Origin of the sequence: Vibrio sp. Vb1026 (assembly GCF_033338745.1) — a bacterium.
Classification (GTDB): domain Bacteria; phylum Pseudomonadota; class Gammaproteobacteria; order Enterobacterales; family Vibrionaceae; genus Vibrio; species Vibrio alginolyticus.
Window position 1 is genome coordinate 133,603 of the sequence record NZ_JAWOTH010000002.1, and the last position, 19,573, is coordinate 153,175.

A 19,573-nucleotide genomic window follows, 5' to 3' on the forward strand; every position below is an offset into this window, starting at 1 on the left:
CAGTAAGCCTATTATTTTAGTTATTATTACTAACTTATTAGACCTTTTTACTTACGCTTTCACTGCATGAGTTATACGCTTTTTCGTGTTACAAACTTCAACCTAATAATATGAGTATATTTTCATTGCCATTTGATCGATGAGTGCCCACTAACATTGCAGTAATTGGAGAACTCCTTTGTCACCATGAAAGTCGAACATTAACAACGTAGTTGGTTGCTTAAAGTGGTGCTCTCTGACCGCAAAGGCAATTAAAGCGAGAGAAGAACAACTGCCCATTGTGCCCCACAACTCATTGATAAGCTGCGGTTGTTCTGGGTTCGTGAATCGTTCTGCTTTAGCCCCCAGAGCAAAACCGTAATCTTCCGAATGCATGCGCAGGTTCGTCATATCGGAATACACTTCACCAAATAAATCGAGCTTTTTACTCGCACGTTGAACAAGTCGAAACATGCCTCTTCGGTCTGAAGTGTTTAATTCCGTATCAATGTAGCCAAGCTGCGCTTGAGGCTTAAGTTTCAATGTTTCTACGGTATTTCTTCGACAAAGAATTAAACCCGCCCCACCCTCACTCGGAATAACGCCCCATGGATTATTGGTACTCATTACCATCGCATCGTCGATGAGTGTTTGCATCGAACTCACCAAGGAATCGACACTGATACACATCATAGCATCATATTTATCCAATGATTTCATGGCCTGGAGAACGAAACTAGGCCCACTGGCATGAACAGCATTCACCACAGAGAGAAATTCAGCATAGTTACTTTCACCAAGCCATTCTCGCACCTTTACTAGTGAAACAGACGCAGGCACCGCTATAAGCAAAGGTATTGGTCTCAATGAACGTGGTAACTGTGCTAACAATGAATCAAGCAAGTGGGTGATTAACTCACACGTTTTCTCAAACTGCTCACTTTCTTTGGTGTATTCGATTTTGGCGTAAGTAAAACGCTCGATACCATCATCCCCTACACATTGGTCGAATCTTCCTAAGTCAGCATACGAAACTGCACTAGCAATATCTAAATTCATACCGGTTGGCGTCATCACTTCCATCCCTAGCACGTAACGGCCTGTTGAATTATGCATGCTCGCTTACCTCTTCCAACTTAGTGATGGATGTCGACACCAACAAATGCTCCTTGCCCTGACAAGGAAACGCAGCGGTGTAACTGATTGATATAGTTTTCTTTTCCGCATCAACGAATAAGGTGTACATCGCCATATCAGCTTGATAACTTTGATCTTTGAACGTCGCGATCGCACGGTATTTTTCTTTAGGAATTCGAAATGAAAGCGTGTCATCATGACAAAAGCCACTCATCATCAAACGCTCCCCCCCACGAAGGAAGCCTTTGCACTGTTGATCAATAGGCGCGCTTTGGAAGAACCGCTTATCAAAATCGAGTGGCAACATTGGCTTGCGATTCTCAATCCAATCGTCATCGAACGTGCCGGCCAGCTTCTGGCGCGACTCAAAGAACGGAGGCACTGGCCCGAACCCCGCAACGCGTAGTTTTTTCGCGGCGGCACTCCAGTCCTCTCGGGGATAAAAAATCGAGGGTACTTTCTGTTCAAGCAATTCTTTGTTGGAGTCGGCAACCCCACCACCTATTCGGTTACGTAAATCACCGCCTACCGCGCAAGTGTAATCAATGTCTTTTTCAATAAATGGAACTGGATTGCTCAGCGTGATACTACCAGCATGCTCAACCCATACGCGTTCCCCGTGAATAGCGAGAGTCTTATCGATATGACCATCAATCAACACGCGACACTCTTGGTATGTCACTGGCTTTTTCGCGTAACTGCGCGCTTTACCGTAAACAAGTACATCTGTGTTGTCTTTGGTATACGCGAACTCGTGGTCAACTTTCATCGCAGAGAAGCCTTCTTCGCCCAAATATTGGGGATCATCGAAGATTTCACTTTCACCTAATTCGTGCCAAACCACACCATCGAATTGCCATGTGCGTTTGGCGACCACAACCCACACTTCATCGCCGTTTTCGTCACGTTGAAAACGACCTTTAAGTGATAGCTCAGGGTGCGCCTCAATATCCCATAACTGCATTGCTATTCCTTAAGTTGAATCGTTCGCTCGCAGAAGGTGCGGCCTTTAAATTGTTAAAGTTCCAGTCTTGTTGATGAATCGGCATTGCCATATCCCAAGGCACGTAGGCTCTGGATTGAATACAGAGTTGAAGCCATAGCCAATAGCGGAACAGCACATCAACGTTAGAATCTTGCATCGCAGCTAACGTAGACTCGAAGCTCAATGCGTAACCCAAGCGGCTTGGTAGATTTTGGATATATTTTTCATCTTCCACCCACTCATTGAGCAGATCTACGATCTCTTCCCATTCATACTCGACACCAACATCTTGCGGATTCAGAGGAAGAAGCTTTCCGTAGACGACATACAAGGCTTGAAGCCAAATTTCACCTTCAGCTTCCTCCAGACTTTCCAAGTGCTCGATGATTTGGGGCACCAGTTTCCAATCGCCACTCAGCGCAAAATCAACAGGTGCTAATGAAGAAGAGATATCAAACGCCTCAAACTCTTTTAACTCAAGCAACTTGGCATAAGTGAGCACTTGCGCTGATGGTAATCTATTTGGTTCGATGCCAAAGCTCTGACGGAACCAAGTGCCTCTGTCACGTTTGGTAATCAAACGTTCAAATAGGTATTGTTCGCTGCCTGCATTGTCATTAAGCCAATCAATCCCCTCTTTTACGTCTTGTAAAGCGAGCAGTGGCAAAGCAACTTGAGAGCTAATGATGCTGGCTTTGTGCCAGCGCTTGATGAGAGAAACACTTAATGTTTGACGTACACGTAAGCATTCAAAGTAAAACGCACTGGATGTCGCATTACCCTCAATAAGCTCCGAAAGCGTACTATCCATAGATTCAACCGGAGATTGTACGGCAATGACCATTGCAGTTTTAGCGTCAATATCTTCGAGTAAACTCAATCCGCACAAAAGGTTATCCAACTCTGAGCCCAACTCCCCCTGTAGCATCAGCCAGCTGTAAATTTCTGGCTCCTGGCCTCTTAACTGATGAATCAACCCCGGTGCTAGCCGATAAAACGACAAGTACACCTGCTTCAGTTCTTCAATTTGGCGTTCGATCAGCTTGAGATACGCCAACTCACGACTTGGATAACCCCTTTTGTGAATTTGAACTCGCTGCCTGATTAAAAACCCGATACTTTCAGAAGCAATGGACAGCTTTTCATTACAGAAATCCAGCCATGTTACTGGCAACTGGGAAAGGTCATTCACAGCGCGCTCAGCTTTTGCTAACGCGCCTTCGACTTCTTGATTGGTTATGGGTGCCTTTAGGTGCTCGACACCGATTCTTTGTCGCATCTAGTTATCCGTTATTAGCGTGCCATAACGCGATTGCAATTAGTTAACTCGAAGTAATTAGCTCACTTGGCGTGACTTGTTAACACAAAACCATTAGCTAACGCTAGGTAGTTAGTTAATTGCGATCGTTCCGCCTTGAATTTTTTGTGCTTTTTCTGCTTGAGAAGTGACGTACTTCGCTTTAGTGGTAATTCGTCCATCGCGCCCGCTATAGCGAGTTTCTGTCTCACCACTTTTGACTACCAACTCTTGTTCTGTCTCGATAACCATCTTCTTCGCTCGCAATACAAACTCGTCAGAGTCATCCAGAATGGAGAAGAAAATGTCCGTCACAAGAGGCAAGCTTAAGTCGTCGTTCAAAAACTCAACTCGACAACTTAATCGATTATCGATAGCCATTTGCAGTTCAGAACGACGAAAGCCACGTCCTAGTCTCGCAGTGAGTGGCTGCTTAAATGGGTTACCATCAAAATCAACTCGCACACTGCCCATAGACTCATTGATAGCCACTATTCTTCCAAAACGCGAAAAGCAAGCCGTTGATTCGGCTTGCTGCTCTGATATTACTTCTGTTGTAAGAGGTTGTTTTTCCATTGTTAGTTAACCACTACGTTGCCACCTTTCACGACGACTTTGTCACTGCCTTCGATCGTAATAGCCGAGCCTGATAACTTTATTGAACCATCACTGTTCATCACTAAAGAGGAACCCCCCGTTTTCAATACAATCTTGTCGCCACTGATAATTTGCGTTGCACCATCAGCTTTGTAAGCGGTGTTCCCTTTCACTGATACCGTTAAGTTGCCACCAACCGTCTGGTTATCATCCGCACCAATATCTGAACTCTTAGACGCACCGATAGTAAGGTTACTGTTTTCGCCAATATCTAAGTCATCATTTTTACCTATCTTAGTCGTACGGTTATCACCAATTTCTAAGTCAGAATTGTTTTTCACATACTGGGCTTCGTTCGCGTTGTATGTAACGGTAACGTCTTGCTCGACTGTCTCGGTAAACGTACTGTTTACTTGTGTCGTTTTATGCCCATTAATGGTTTCTTTATGGTCACCATGAACTTCATTCGTTTGGTGACGTGCAACCTTCAAGAATTCATCTTGACCGATATCACGGTAACGGTTGTTGAGCACCTTGGTCGACATGTCTTTTTGAGCGTGAATATAGACTTCTTCTTGGTTCGCTTCGTCTTCAAAACTCAACTCGTTGTAACCTGTTCCTTTGTGCGTTTGCGTGCGGAACGTGGTACGAGTTTTGTTTTCTGGCAAAGAGTACGGTGGGAAATGCAAACCGTTGTAAACTGCGCCCGTAACTAACGGACGATCTGGATCCCCCTCAAGGAAAGTCACTACGACTTCATGGCCAATACGCGGCAAATAAACTGCGCCCCATGTTGGCGCCGCCATGGATTGGCTTACACGAATCCAACAGCTTGAATGCTCGTTGTTATCACCGTAGCGATCCCAATGGAACTGTACTTTCACTCGACCAAGCTTGTCAGTGTAAATCTCTTCACCTTCTGGTCCTACAACAACCGCCGTTTGAGGGCCATCAACCACTGGTGCTGCTAGTTTAGGCGCTTTAAACACCACATCACGTGGAATACACGAGAACTGGTTGTAGTAAGTGGTTGGCATACCACTCGCTTCATCTTCATGCACTTGCGGATCTTGACCTGTGTGCATTACAGACAACATGAGGTAATCGCGGTTAATCTCAGAACGCGGGTGGTCACTGACGTTAAAGCTGTAACCAGATGCTAAGCGCATTACGTCACTCGTTGCTTCCACTTGTTGATTATCGACTATGTGTTCCGACATCCACTCCGTGGTTCTCACCTGACCCATCAGCGGGTCGACGTATCGTCCAGGATAATCAAACTGCTTGAGATCTTGGTCTAGCTCGCCAGCCTGTGTCATCTCTTGTGGAATTTTAGGGTGTTCGTAGTTGTAATCTGTGTACGTAACCTGTCCCGTTCTAACGCGGTTAACTAACTCGAGATCAGAGATATGTTCGCGATCGGCAACACCGCCACCATCGGCATGATAAACAATCGGCCCAATGTATGAAGCATTTAGTGGCGAGCTTATCAAAGGTGCAATCGCGTCATTACTGTCGACAATGACCATCGTATGATTTGAATCGCTATGGTCAAAGTAATACCACATACCGTGTTCAGCCATCATACGCTGCACGAAGTGCAAGTCAGACTCACGGTATTGCAGAACGTATTCTTTTGGAGGATAAGTACCCGACACTTCAAATCGGTAATCGGTGACTGCCCCATCATCGAGTACTTCTGTGATGATGTCTTGCGCTGACTTTTGCTGGAAAATACGACAATCTTGGCGCTGAGATAAGAACCAAGCTTGAGGAACCAAGACTAATTGATAACGAGAAAAACGACGTCCAGTCCCTAAGTAACGAACTTCATTCACCACGCCGTTGAACACGCGCGCAGCCCCAACACCTTGTCCGTAAAGTGTCAATGTTCCTGCTTTACGTATTAACTCATCGAACGAGATATCTGGATCAAGTGAAAGTAATGAGAGATTGATGTGGAAAGGCTTAGATAACTCTTCATGAACATGAAAGCTCTCGACCCGAAATTCATGCCCACATCCAGGCACTTCAAATTTAAATTCTACGTCATTCACCATATCTTTTACCTGATACAAATAATCGAATTAGGGCCAACAATCGTTGGCCCTGAATCTTTACGCGACGAGCAATTAAGCTTCGCGTGGAGCACGCCAGTCGTCGTTACCCGCAGTACCACAGTTTTCGTGAGTTACTTCGATCGCACGGTAAGTGAACTTAAGCACTTCTTCTGTCACGCGGTCAGCTGTTGCTGCGTCTTGACAGTGGTTCATACGAGTTTGGATATCGACAAGTAGCGCATCAATCAATTTGATTGAGTAGTAGTGCTCTTGTTTACCTTGAACTGAAGTGCGGTAGAAGCGGATCACACACTCAGGAAGTTTTTCGCCAGATACTAGTGCGTTGAATAGTAGTGGAGATGAGCGATCTTGAACTTTAGTTACAACAAGTGGACGGTGTACACGTTGACCAGTTGGCTGACCACTTTGTGGATCACGTGGAACTGTTAGCACGTGATCAAGTTCTTGTACTAGGAACTCATCAACGTGAGCTTCTTGCCATGTGTTACCTACTGAATCTGCAGAGTAAGTATCTTTAGTAATATGGCCTTGAGTCTCACCTTGGATAGACATATATGCTGGAGTTGGCATCGCTATTTCCTTTTCTAAAATCTGTTTTGTTTAAATCACCAAATCGCTTATCACCGCGACTAGTTGGTATAATCAAAGTCCGTGCCAACTTTAAAAACACAATAAAAACAACAATTTATACAAATTAAGGCATTATTCACTAATATCTTGAGTACAATTTATTGGATAAAAAACCAAAAAGTTGGATTAAGATAATAATAAATTGTTCTAACTTTAAAAAGTGAAAATAACCATATAAAACTGTGTAAATAAAGTCATTAAAACTAATAAATCCGACACTTTTACTATCAATTAATTTAGAATAACAACGCCATTAAAATAACCACAAACATTAATGTCACAATAATCATTAAAAATAACCAACAAACGATAGTCAAAATATCTTGATAAAAAAAGAACGCAATCACTTTTAGTATAATAGCCGCTACCTCTTTTCCTCTAAAGAATAAAATGGCTATGATAAATATAAACCTTTCTTCATTAATTCAGCGTCTACACCCGATTGCAAAAGTAGCATTAGAAGACGCCGCTGCACTTGCAGTCTCTGAAAAAGCAAACGAAGTTCAAATTGAGCATTATTTACTGAGTCTATTAGAAAGGCCAAATAGTGATTTTGACGTCTTATTAAGTCATTTTGATTGTTCTGAGAACTTATTAAGACAATCGGTTCGATCCACACTCGACACCAACGCCAAAGGAAATGGCAGCAAACCTGTTTTTTCTGCTTTATTAATCGAATGGTTGCAAGAAAGCTGGCTGGTTTCTTCTTTAGATCTATCCGAAACACAAATCCGCTCTGGTGCCTTACTCCTTACTCTTGTTAGCAACCCTCTCCGTTACGGCCAGCATGGTTACGCCTCTATCCTTGAGGCGGTAAACCCTGACAGCCTTAAGCGTAACTTTGCAGAGCTAACAAGCCACTCTATTGAGGCGCAAGTTGCTACTTCAGAGAAAACACAAGCTCGTGAAGATGGTTCAGCACTGAGCAAGTTCACAACCGACTTCACTGGTAAAGCACGCAAAGGCGAAATCGACCCTGTTTTCTGCCGCGACCAAGAAATCCGCCAAATCGTAGACATTCTTGCTCGTCGCCGTAAAAACAACCCTATTGCTGTTGGTGAACCGGGCGTTGGTAAAACCGCAGTAGTAGAAGGCTTGGCACTTAAGATTGTACAAGGTGACGTACCAGACAACCTCAAAGGTGTTGAGCTTTACGGCCTGGACATGGGTCTTCTGCAAGCTGGTGCAAGCGTAAAAGGCGAATTCGAAAAACGCCTAAACGCAGTATTGGATGAAGTGAAAAACTCGCCAACCCCTATCATTCTATTCATCGATGAAGCACACACCCTTGTTGGCGGTGGTAACCAAGCAGGCTGCAGCGACGCGGCAAACTTGCTAAAACCAGCCCTAGCGCGTGGTGAAGTGAAAACCATCGCTGCGACAACATGGTCGGAATACAAGAAGTACTTCGAGAAAGATCCTGCTCTTGCGCGTCGTTTCCAATTGGTGAAACTCGACGAACCGTCTCCTGAGCAAGCAGCATTGATCATTCGTGGTCTGCGCCCAGCATACGAGAAGTCACATAACGTTTACGTGCGTGACGATGCTATCACTGCTGCGGCAGCACTTTCTGCTCGTTACATCTCTGGTCGTCAACTGCCAGACAAAGCGATCGATGTACTAGATACGGCGTGTGCACGAGTGAACATCAGCCTTAATGCCATTCCTGCTTCTGTAGAGACACTGCAACAAGAACTTGCAGCTCAACAGCGCGAGCTTGAAGCACTTGAGCGTGATGCTCTGCAGCAAACTGGCGACAAGCACAGCCTTGCTAACATTCCAGACCTAAAACTGGCAATGGAAACAACGAAAGAAGAGCTAGCAGAACAAGAAGCGCAATGGCACAAAGAAAAAGAGCAGATCCAAGAGATGATTGCTCTACGCTCTCGCTTACATGAACTGGTCTTTGGAGAAACAAATGAAGAAGAGCTTGTTGCAGACGAAGATTCAGAACAAGAGCAAGACGTTTCTCCATATGCAGAAATGGATGAAGAAGCCGTTCGCATTGCCATTTCGGCCTGCCAAGAACAGCTAGATGTAATCCGCAATGGCAACCCACTGGTTCACTTTGAAGTGGGCCCAGATGAAGTTAGCCACGTCATCTCGGACTGGACTGGTATTCCAATGGGTAAGATGCTTCAAGACGAAGCAGAAACCACGCTAAAACTGAAAGAAAGCCTAACACAAAGCATCAAAGGCCAAGAATACGCTATCGATGCACTGTCTGAAGGCATTCAAACTGCGAAAGCTGGTCTAGGTAACCCAGACGCACCAACAGGCGTATTCCTGCTGGTTGGCCCAAGTGGCGTGGGTAAAACCGAAACGGCTCGTGCGATCGCTGATCAAATGTTTGGTGGTGAGCGCTTTATGACGACCATTAACATGTCTGAGTTCCAAGAGAAGCACACGGTATCTCGCCTAATCGGTTCACCTCCGGGTTACGTAGGTTACGGTGAAGGCGGCATGCTGACAGAAGCGGTTCGTCAACGTCCATATTCTGTTGTTCTTCTTGATGAAGTGGAAAAAGCCGATCCTGAAGTGTTGAACCTGTTCTACCAAGTGTTCGACAAAGGTACATTGAACGACGGCGAAGGCCGAACCATCGATTTCAAGAACACGCTGATCATCATGACCAGTAACCTTGCAACGCACGAGATTGAATCTTTGGTTCATCAATCAAAAGACATCGATGCGAACATCATCGCAGAAGCTATTCGTCCTACGTTGAACCAACATTTCAAACCAGCGCTGTTGGCACGTATGTCAGTACTACCATTTGTTCCGCTGTCTGATGAAGCAATGACAGAAATTATTCACCACAAGCTGAACAAAGTTTCTCAGCGTCTACAGAGCCATCACAAGTTGTCGCTAAGCTACGAAGACAGCTTGGTTGAGTTCGTACTAGGTAACTGTCGCCTTGCTGAAACGGGCGCGCGTAACATCGACGCGGTCATCAACCGTCAGTTGCTGCCGCAACTATCGACTCAGCTATTAGTGCATGACAAGGATGATTCACATACGCAAATCGAAGTGTCTGTCGATGAGCAAGGAACACTAACCTATGTGTTCAGCTAACCATAGCGAACTTAGTAACGCCCTACTTGCGATCAGTCAGTCTTTGGCTGATCGCAGCCAGCTTACCCAAACCTTGGATGCCGTGTTGACCGCTGCGAGACAAATGACCCTCGCAAAGCACGGCATCATTTACGTTTTGGACCAGACTGGGCAGGCGTTGATTCCAAGTACCGCTCACCACAACGATAAAACTATCGTTTCCCACCCTTGGGAAGCATTACAGTTAGACTCAGCCAGTGAGAACGATCCATTCAACTTTGCCATTCGTAATGGTGAAGTGGTGTTGATTAACGAGTTGTATAAGTACAACGGCTATGACTGCGAAAGCATCTATCAAACAGAACAGACACTGGGATTAAAAAGCGAGAACTTACTGGCTTGGCCTTTGATTGATAGCGAAAGCAAAACCATTGGACTGTTAGTCTTACTCGATTTGAACGTCATCGATAACGAGGCAGTCTTGACTGAGTTTTGTCGTATGGCTGCGAGTAATATTCGCCAAGCCGTTTGGTTAGAGCAATACGGGCAAGTAATAAAAAATCTCAATGCCGACAATCAAGCCCTAGTGCGCGAGAACACTCAGCTCAAAAAACGTACCCAGAAAGCCTATCAAGGTCCTATTGCAGAGAGCGAAGAAATGCTCAATGTATTGAATCGTCTTGATAAGGTGCTATCTCTTCCTGTCGACGTTCTGTTGCGTGGTGAAACGGGCGCTGGTAAAGAAGTGATAGCGAAATACATTCACGAAAACTCTAACCGTTCAGAACAACCTTTGATCGTACAAAACTGTGCCGCAATCCCAGAGCAGTTATTAGAGTCAGAACTCTTTGGCCATAAGAAAGGCTCATTCACTGGCGCGGACAAAGACAAAGTCGGTTTGTTTGAAGCAGCCAACGGCGGCACGCTTTTCCTAGATGAAATTGGCGATATGCCAATGCTACTACAAGCGAAGTTACTGCGTGTACTGCAAGAACGTAAAGTTCGCCCAATCGGCACTAGCAAAGAGATTGAGGTGGACGTTCGCGTTATCGCGGCAACACACTGTAACCTTATGCAGCAAATCAAAGATGGCGGATTCCGTGCCGACTTGTTCTATCGCTTGAATGTATTCCCGATTACATTGCCGCCCCTGAGAGCCCGTAAGTCGGACATTATTCCCCTTGCCGAACATTTCGTGCAACACACCACCAACACGCTAGGTTTGCCGCAAGCGCCAGGGTTAAGTGCCAACGTACGTAAACAGCTGCTTGCCTACCAATACCCAGGGAACGTGCGTGAGCTTAAGAACATCATTGAGCGCTCGGTGCTACTGTCCGATTTTGAAACCATTACTCACATTGAGTTTGGCGAACAAATCCCAGAAGATGTACCAAGTATCGACATGAAAGCAGCTTCACCTACCCCAGAGCAACCTGCTTACGAGCAGCAAGCACAAGCGGATTTAGAAGACGTTTCAAAGAGCCTTAAGGACGTTGTCAGCCAATACGAGCGTACAGTAATCATCGATTGCTTAAATGCCTGCAATTGGCACACCAAGAAGGCCGCCGAGCAATTGGCACTGCCAATGAGCACTCTCAACCATAAGATGAAGAAATACGACATTTCTGCAGCGGGTTAAGCGAGAAGCGAGAAGCGAGAAGCGAGAAGCGAGAAGCGAGAAGCGAGAAGCGAGAAGCGAGAAGCGAGAAGCGAGAAATCTTACTTCAGTTTCCATTGATAAGAAAAGAAAAACCGCCCGAAGGCGGTTTTTTTATTTATTGAGAATCGACGCTTCAATGATAGTTGCTAAGTATGGGTCTCTAATCCAAGTTACCAAACGTTCTGTACGCTCTTCAGGTTTCAGTTTTGCCCAGTTGATGTACATATCTTTATCAACTTTATAGCTTGGGTCTTCACAATCAGAAAAATAAGATAACTCATCTACATTTTTGTACTGCCTGCCCAACGACATCTCAAAGCTTTCAAGTTTAAACGGCGTTTTTTCCGCTGTATTACGTTGTACTAGAGAGGACACCTTTAGAACTGCTTCTTGGAATCGACCAGATGTCGAGACAACGGGTCCAAATGGTCGAAGCCCCTTGATTTCTTGCCCGTTCAGCGCTTTAAATGCGAACTCGAAACGAGACGCGTAGACCACCTTACCATCGAAATCTTCATCCATGTCTATGTTGGATAGAGCCTCAGAGACAAAATCTGCGTCTATATTTTTGTTAATCACATCGCTGTCATCTAGCGTCCATTTAGAACCGTCTTTCTTTAGTATCCCAATATAAGTAAGGTTACTTAGATACTCAGGACCAGCGGTAGTTTCAGATCCGAATACGGCTTCATTATCAAAAGTAGTAGATAGCTTTAGTGAAACTGGAACACTTTGCCATTCGAGGTTTTGTCCCTCATACGACTCTTTTCTGTGCTTGCCACCAATAAGCATAACTTCCATAGCGAATGACTTATTCGAAGTCCAATCAAAACCTTTGAGCTCATCAGCAGTAGTGAACATACTGTCTTCGTTCATAAACTGTCGTTTATTTCCGTAGTTGACCGCAATCGCACTGTGCTTAATGTCATCGATAACAGGCTTTGTCGGGCCTTTATGAACTTTACTATGTAAGACAAAATCTAGCGTTAACAAATCTTTCTCTGACACACTATTTCCGTTCGCAATAAAGCCCGATTTAGCAGAGAGTGTATAGTTATGGTTTGTATCGACTCCTACAGGAATCTGTCTAGGTGACGTAATAAATCGTCCGACTGTCTTGTCCACTCGTACTGGTAGCTTATAGTTGCTTCCAGATAGAGTGAACTCATAGGTCATATTTTTGAAGCCACCGCTGTTTACATATTCTTTGAGTACATCTTGTTGGGAGTCAATTTTTATCACCTGCCCAAAAATCGGACCGAGAGCAACTTGAGATAAGTATCCGCTATAATCGACTAAATCGTGCTTAGCGATCAAAGGCTTCACTCCAGAGAAGACATCATCGCCAAAGTAAAAATACGGTTCAAACTCACAACCAATAAGGACTTTGCCGTCTGCTTTTTCCGCCTCAAAAAATTCGGCCAACTCACCTTTGGGATCTACACTAAATTCCTCGTGTTTCATCGGCTTGAACATCAAATTAAACTTAGGTCCACTGGTATTAAGTAAACCGTCAGTGCGCTGATAAGACATCTCACACTGAAACACATTTGACGTCATCTGTTTCAGACTTTGTTTGCCTAACACCATTTGCCACTTCAAACGGTGGAAAGGCGATAATCGCACCTTTTTATTTGCTTTTAATCGTACCTTCTCCCACTCATCAAAGGTGACCCATTTAGAGTTGTCATGAGGCTCAGAGACTAATAACCTAACGAACCCTAGGTCCTCTTCTGATAATTTTTTAGACTCAACATTAAACTGTGTCGCAAACTCCACTAAGCCTCGTTGTTGATCGCGATTATAGAGCTTGTCTTGCACTGGAAACGCGACATTAAACGCCCCAGAAACGTCTTTCCTTTTTGGAGCAATATAGTTGGCTTTGTTACGAGTAATGATTTGTTCAGCTATTTCTTCACCGTAACTTTCAACTAATTGCTTGCGTCCCTCACGACGCATGAGTTCTTGGATCCACAAGTTGCACAAGTTTTCTTTTAACTCTGTGTTTAATATCCAACCATCGGTTTCAATATATCGCTGAATGTATTCATCGATAGCTAATATTCGCCACTGTTCTGTGAACTCTTGTTCGCCCTCAGCACAAGCTCTTTGAATCAAAAGCACCAAACCATTAATAGCAAGTGCACGGCGTTGATAGCGCTTAATCAGCTCCTTTGCACCCGTAGCTTTTCCTAAGTGCTCAACTAACGCATCTGATGACGTAAAATACACCTCAGTCAATTGCGTATTAATCTCAGCCAATGAATCAATAATCTCTGTGGTTTCATGGCTAAGTTGTTCAATTGCAGATACGCTTTTTCTAACCTCGTTGTAAGAAGACAAGTAATAATCAAAGAGTGCAGAGTCAAGCAACTGGGCACCACTCATCAGCATTTTTCCGCCTTCTTTGACAACGAAAAAGCCTCTTGCTGCCTGCCCTATTATCGGAGCATAGCAAGCCATACCAACGATCATCTCGAAGATAGCTAGCTTGAGCTCTTTTGCAATTGCTTCTTCTCCCAAGTTCGCATTTAACTGAGCTAAACGCGCTTGCTCCATAGCCTTAAAGCCGAGTCGACTCGGTGGAATTCTCGCCGCAAACTCTTGTAGGTAGATTCGAACCTCAACACGTCGGTTAATATTAAGTTGCGCGTTTTCGCGTTTGATTTCGTTGTTTGGTACCTCGACTATCGGTCGACGTTCGCCAAAAAATCGAATGTCACTAACTGAAGAAAAGAACTCAGCAACATGCTGCGCTCGCTGCTGCGAAAGGTTTTGGTTATATTCTGAATCACCGTTTTGACAGGCATGCCCTTCGATTTCAACAACGGCATTTGGAATCTTAGATAATTCTTTATCGACAGCAGCCAAATATGACAAGTGAGGGGCTTGAACCTGGTTGTTATCAAAAGGAAAAACCAAACGTAAACCGGCACCTTTATGGTCTTTAACAAACATTGCACTGTCTTCAGCAACGTCATTAGGAATGCTGTCAGTAAACGTTACATTGTCGCCTAACTTATCTATGATTTGCTTAAGTAGTAATTCCCCGCTCTTCAGACTTTCTTTCCAGACAGGTACCCAGTTCAGATAATCGCGTGATACCTGCTCAAAATAACTTTTCCTGAGTTTAGCTTTCTCTTCTGCTAAGCGTAATTGCTCGCTTTTGTCAGTGATCGCTTTTATCTCATAGAAGGTGTTGATTGCATTGAGCCCTGCACCAGCAAAGGGCGACAAAAAGCTTTTGATACTGCCGTTACCTGTCAACCACGTTCTAGCAGCACTCCCCGCCACAACGTGGGCATTACCATTTCTCGCAGGTTCAATCACCTTGGTAAAGAACTTACTTTTGTCAAACCCCTTCTCTTTGAGGAGCACTTTTAAGCCCACTTGTGCTGCACGCTCGGATTCCGATGCCGCTTGGCGTAAATCTTGAAGAGTTTGGTAAGCTGCTGCGGTAGCCGATACCCCAAATGAAAACTCCAATGCCGAAATCATGGCTGGAGGTAATGCGCCCTTATCTACTTGCCCCCAAAACGTGTTTGCTAAACTTCCAACCACGTCGTGTTTACTGGAGGGATTTTGATGAATATTAATGCCAGCATTAACCAAACTTGGCGTAACTTTTGTACCAATCTCCCACAGCGCAGCACTCATACTGGCAGTCGTTCCGCTATTCTCTAGTTTTTCAAGCTCTCCCATTCGGAAGGCTTGTAGAGCTTTAAACTGCGTAGGAAATTGGTATATCAAAGACTCTTCAAGTGAGATCATGTCGCCCGCAACAACCGCGATCTTACCAAACGGTGTCGTTTGGCTAAGCGTGATGTACTCTCGTAGCTCGTAGGTGACTCTGGAGATAAGTCCAAACTCATCATACTCTTTGGTTACATTAGTGGCATTCTGGGCAAATTCGGGAATTTTACCTGCTAACTCTCGGTCGAAAACCACTTCAATGGTGTACATGCCATCAGTAAAATCCTCTGACGCCAACGGAAACAACGCGATTGGACGATGCGAACCGCTGATTTTATCAAGTTTAGCCTGCGTTACAGTGTCCTCTTCTTGTAAGCTTTTATGTGTACTCGTTGTCTCGTCGAAACGCTTTACATCAACAATAGCGAGGTCATAATCATCGGTTGAAAACGCTACAGCGAGAAATGAAAAAGTTGGCACGATAAAACCACGAATGGGCTTATCTTCAGGTACAGAGTCATACCATTTGTTATATGTAACTTGCTCATCAGTTAGCGCTTGAGTACCTACTTCATATTTTGGTGCGAGCTGTGAACGCTTTACTTCTGTAACAGCATATTCCACTTTTTTTTCTAGCGAGTTAAGCGTTTGATCACCGCCATACCCCTTTAGCTTTTCTAAGATAGAAGCGAGGTCTGCGCACGCCTTTTTGATTGGGCGAGCCTTACTCTGCGCACCAATCGCCAACTCTGTAAGCATTGACCATTCAGGAAAAGACAGCTTATACGTCTTCTGTGTTAGTTCATGTACGGGCGAACGCAGTGCCAAAACCTGATTGACGTTGGTTTTTGGGTTTTTCTGCGTTGAATCACCGAGTACATGTAAACGGCCTAAATCGTCTGTCGCCCAAAGAGCAGCGCTTTCCTCACCTAAATTTATGGCAATAGGAAGACGTGACATAGGGCGGATATTTTTCAACTCTTCTAATGAGGTCAGATCTTTTTCGATATTAATCGCTCTATATTGAGGGTTCTGTGCATCCCCAATATTAGGAAAATCGACACCGAACAAATAGACATCTGTTGGTAAATACTTAAAGTTATTACTCATCGTTATCTACCTCCAGAAAGCGTCCATAATTAGCATCGGCATTATATAACACTGGTGTTATCGTGTTTTGACCAGATTGAATCACCTTCCATGACTGAGCACCATTTCCATTCATTTCATAACGGAGATCTGGCCCATAACGTCTTATGGTTATTATTGCTGCTCCTCTTTGTGTTTCATTACCGTTGTTACTGATATTGCCCACTTTAGCATAAACGTTCTTTTCATCGCCTTCCTTAGAAAACGCAAGCCACGTTTTTTCTTCAACGTTGATCAACACTTTACGGTACGAGTTTACTGCCCACACGTATTTTCCATTAGGGCTGATGGCAATTTGGCGGTAGATACGCTTTTCAATATCGACGGAGTCTTCAAACTCTTTTTCAGGTAAAATCGTGTATAAGCGTTTGAGTGTCTTGGCGTCATAAACTCCCACCCCCAAGCCCGCGGCATTGATTAACTTGCCATCTACAATGACCGTATCTTCAGACAACGGTACATCTACCTCTTCTTTGGTTCCCGTAGCTAGTGTGTATTTAAAACGCTTAAAACCATCTGAGAAATAGATGTAACTAGAGTCGTCCGCCCAGACTAAATATGGCTTGGTGCGCGCACTGCCCAACTGAATGGTCTGTTGCGTTTTTAAGTCAAAGATCGCTTTTATCAGAGGCTCGCCATAACTGTATGCGTATGCCACATAACGATTATTAGGGGAACGGCTCGTCACAAAGGTCTGAGGTGACGCCATACTTGGCATATCATCCGTAACTAAACGTAAATCTGTCCCATCAATTTTCACGCTCCAAATTTTGTAGCCATTTTCGTAATCGTTTACGAGAGGGTCTCGTGAGCTGACATTATTCCACCAAAACTGAATTCGAGGTTTGTCATAAGAGCTCGCATCAGACAAGTCTTCACGAGGCCACTCTTTTGCTCTGCGAACAGCATAGCCTGGTTTTACGGGAAGTGTACCTGGGTATTCAGGCTTGGACAGATCTTCAGAGTAAACAATAAAGTTGTGCTCACTTTGCCATTGGCAGCGTGGTCCGGTTACATCTATGCGATCGAGTGACGTTGTTTCACCGACATCGTAACAAGCCTTCTGAGTAGGTTCTTTTTCTACGGATTGTGTTGTTACCGTATTCGAAGTTTGATTACTTTCTTCACCACAGCCATTTAATAACATAACTGTCGAAAGAAGCGTGATACTTAACGTTGTTCGTTTCATTTTATAATAGTTCCGTGAGTTCAATGTCTTGATAAATAACTGACATTAAGACCGTTTTATCTGAGTTATGAGATCGGCAATGACGAGTGAGATTGACCCTTTTAACTTCTGGTAACCAACCGCTAAACACGACTTCTTTACAATACTCATCCACAAACTCAGCCTCGCGCAAAAAAATCTTTTGGCTCCATGTTTCATCAACACACGCCAGTTGGAAAAAATCATCCGGTTGATCGCACTGAGGGTTACTTTTATATGTGATTACAATGCCTTCACTTGGTGAGTTAACAACAGCGGCAGCAACACCTTGCTCGTTTTGGCTGATGATATTGTAATCTGATTTGCTTGGCGCTTGAGTATCTAGATTCGGCAGCGAAATCACAGGTTCAGAGCTCGCATCAAAGTTGTGAGCGGAAGAATAATCACTGAGGTTAACTTTAACCGCTTTTTCATTATTTCCACTCTTTAATTCATTGAGTTGCTGAGTATTGAGTTGAGTCCGAGAATAGAAGAGAGCAACATCACTTTGTACGCTACCGTTTATTTTGTATGGAAGCCAAATATGAGGCAAAGGAACACCAAGAGGCTCTCTCTTTGTTTTACTTCCAGCCTTAAATGGACTCAATTCGGTTTGAAGTAATTCTGTGTATGTTTCGCCTTCGTTGGGCCAACCCGCAACCACTACCTCAACTTCTTCTGCAGTAAGACCAAAAACACGGGCGCAAGCATATTCGTCCAACACACCCTCAAAGACTTTTTTACCGTCTTGGTACAACTGAAACGCTTCCCCTGACAGAAATGCTTCGGAGTCTTCGTCATATAAGCTAATATCGACTGATCTTTGAGGCGAGGACTTAGTGCTTTGGTAGAGTGATAGATCGACATCAGAAAAGCGTCCGTCGTTTTGAACTTGGATTTCTCGCCAAACTTCTGATTGCCAAACGACATAAATATAACCGCGATCGATAGATACATACCCTGAATCACTCTTATGAACTGGAACTACTGGCACCAACACGTTGTCCCACTCATCCATCTGAGTTTCTTTATCAACGGGTTGCAGGTCTTCGGCGAGTTTAAGCAAGATTGGCTGAGGCTGGTCGGAGCAAGGAATTTTGATATAAAGCGTTTTACCTTCAGCATCGAGATCTTTAAACGTCGCGAGGCTGCGGTGTTTGTTTTCTGTATCAGCCTTGCCTACAGTCACTTTTTCTTTTTGAGCTTCGGTTTTTCCCAACATCAAACATGCCGCGTTGCTAGACCACTGCCCTGCAAACTCGACAACGATTTTTTGATCTGGACTTGGCTCAGAGGGGACATGCGTGTAACTACGAACTAAAGCAACATCGTCGGTAACCTGCTTGTATCCTGCTTTAAAAGCTTTGCTTTCATTCGAAGCAGGTACAGAGTCAACGAGTGATTTAAGTCTAGGGAAGCTTTGCAGCTGAGAGTCCGTCAATGGCGACCGACGTGCAACGGTAGATAATGACACCCAATTGCCTTTTCCCAATTCGATTCTTATAGCAGCTAGTAATGCGCGGGTCGTTTTTTTGGCAGAGATGGAAATCTTTTGCGCCAACTCTTTAGGGAGGTTTCTAAGAATGTCATCTGAATTTCGCAAACGCGAAAGCTGCCCTATACACTCGTCCGGTGTAAGAACATAAGATAGCTCGTTGGAGGATAGCTTCGAGCTAAGTATAAATTTGCAAACTAAATGCATTTGAATTCTCCACAACCAACATCGTAAATATGGCTGCGGTGACAATTAAGCTGATAAGGCTTACAAGTACGATTTGGTCTGCGTATCCTACTTACTTAGCCATTTATTTTCAACGAGATAGAAAAATCGCCCGAAATCAAAAACACTAAAAAAATGGTGATTTTTGCTATCAAAACATGCGATTTGACCACAATAAAAGCCAGTAACATCACCCACTCTGTCAAAATGGTAAAATCTTACTATCTAAAAAAAATTTAATTTATGGACTGAAGTTAACAAAAATTGTAGTCACGTGCGCTTCAGGTAAGCACGAGGAAATTCAGAAGTTTATGAGGTGCCCTCCTCAGCAACAAACAACAAATTGACTGTTACTGAGGAAGTTTAAATAAAAAGGTGAGCGCA

11 protein-coding genes are annotated in these 19,573 nt (G+C 44.1%); 2 read left to right on the forward strand and 9 right to left on the reverse strand.

Translation table 11 applies throughout. The features are described from left to right. Positions 1–150: 150 nt before the first annotated feature. From R7E47_RS04595 to R7E47_RS04620, 6 genes are all read right to left on the reverse strand, one after another. On the reverse strand, positions 151–1,095 hold the full coding sequence (locus R7E47_RS04595) for a hypothetical protein (protein WP_318083866.1): 945 nt from the start codon (positions 1,093–1,095) through the stop codon (positions 151–153). After that, on the reverse strand, positions 1,088–2,080 hold the full coding sequence (locus tag R7E47_RS04600) for a DUF2169 domain-containing protein (protein ID WP_005386096.1): 993 nt from the start codon (positions 2,078–2,080) through the stop codon (positions 1,088–1,090). Before R7E47_RS04600 ends, R7E47_RS04595 begins: the two co-directional genes overlap by 8 nt. Continuing rightward, positions 2,061–3,380, reverse strand: coding sequence for a hypothetical protein (locus tag R7E47_RS04605; RefSeq protein WP_318083867.1), 1,320 nt, complete (start codon positions 3,378–3,380; stop codon positions 2,061–2,063). The genes R7E47_RS04600 and R7E47_RS04605 overlap by 20 nt, the downstream gene beginning before the upstream one ends. A 111-nt stretch (positions 3,381–3,491) precedes the next feature. After that, positions 3,492–3,974 carry a hypothetical protein gene (locus tag R7E47_RS04610; RefSeq protein ID WP_130546348.1) on the reverse strand — a complete coding sequence of 161 codons (483 nt, stop codon included), beginning with the start codon at positions 3,972–3,974 and terminating at the stop codon, positions 3,492–3,494. Positions 3,975–3,976: 2 nt separating this feature from the next. Then, positions 3,977–6,055: a type VI secretion system tip protein VgrG gene (gene tssI / locus R7E47_RS04615; protein WP_054730208.1), complete on the reverse strand. Its 2,079-nt coding sequence runs from the start codon at positions 6,053–6,055 to the stop codon at positions 3,977–3,979. A gap of 72 nt (positions 6,056–6,127) precedes the next feature. Continuing rightward, positions 6,128–6,646: an Hcp family type VI secretion system effector gene (locus R7E47_RS04620; protein WP_005373415.1), complete on the reverse strand. Its 519-nt coding sequence runs from the start codon at positions 6,644–6,646 to the stop codon at positions 6,128–6,130. A 456-nt stretch (positions 6,647–7,102) separates the two neighbouring features. Here R7E47_RS04620 and tssH point away from each other — a divergent pair, with 456 nt between their 5' ends. Both tssH and R7E47_RS04630 read left to right on the forward strand, forming a co-directional pair. Continuing rightward, complete coding sequence (gene tssH / locus R7E47_RS04625; protein WP_318083870.1) at positions 7,103–9,781, forward strand: type VI secretion system ATPase TssH; 2,679 nt, start codon at positions 7,103–7,105, stop codon at positions 9,779–9,781. Next, on the forward strand, positions 9,768–11,399 hold the full coding sequence (locus R7E47_RS04630) for a sigma-54-dependent Fis family transcriptional regulator (protein WP_318083871.1): 1,632 nt from the start codon (positions 9,768–9,770) through the stop codon (positions 11,397–11,399). Before tssH ends, R7E47_RS04630 begins: the two co-directional genes overlap by 14 nt. Before the next feature lie 132 nt (positions 11,400–11,531). On the opposite strand, the gene R7E47_RS04635 is transcribed toward R7E47_RS04630, so the two are convergent. Genes R7E47_RS04635 through R7E47_RS04645 form a run of 3 tightly spaced genes read right to left on the reverse strand, consistent with a single transcriptional unit; the run spans position 11,532 to position 19,171 of the window. Continuing rightward, complete coding sequence (locus R7E47_RS04635; RefSeq protein WP_054574685.1) at positions 11,532–16,223, reverse strand: OmpA family protein; 4,692 nt, start codon at positions 16,221–16,223, stop codon at positions 11,532–11,534. Beyond that, the gene (locus R7E47_RS04640) at positions 16,216–17,451 is read right to left on the reverse strand and encodes a TolB family protein (RefSeq protein WP_054574686.1); all 1,236 of its coding nucleotides are present in this window, start codon (positions 17,449–17,451) and stop codon (positions 16,216–16,218) included. The genes R7E47_RS04635 and R7E47_RS04640 overlap by 8 nt, the downstream gene beginning before the upstream one ends. A 1-nt stretch (position 17,452) precedes the next feature. Continuing rightward, complete coding sequence (locus R7E47_RS04645; protein ID WP_318083875.1) at positions 17,453–19,171, reverse strand: hypothetical protein; 1,719 nt, start codon at positions 19,169–19,171, stop codon at positions 17,453–17,455. Positions 19,172–19,573: the final 402 nt, after the last annotated feature.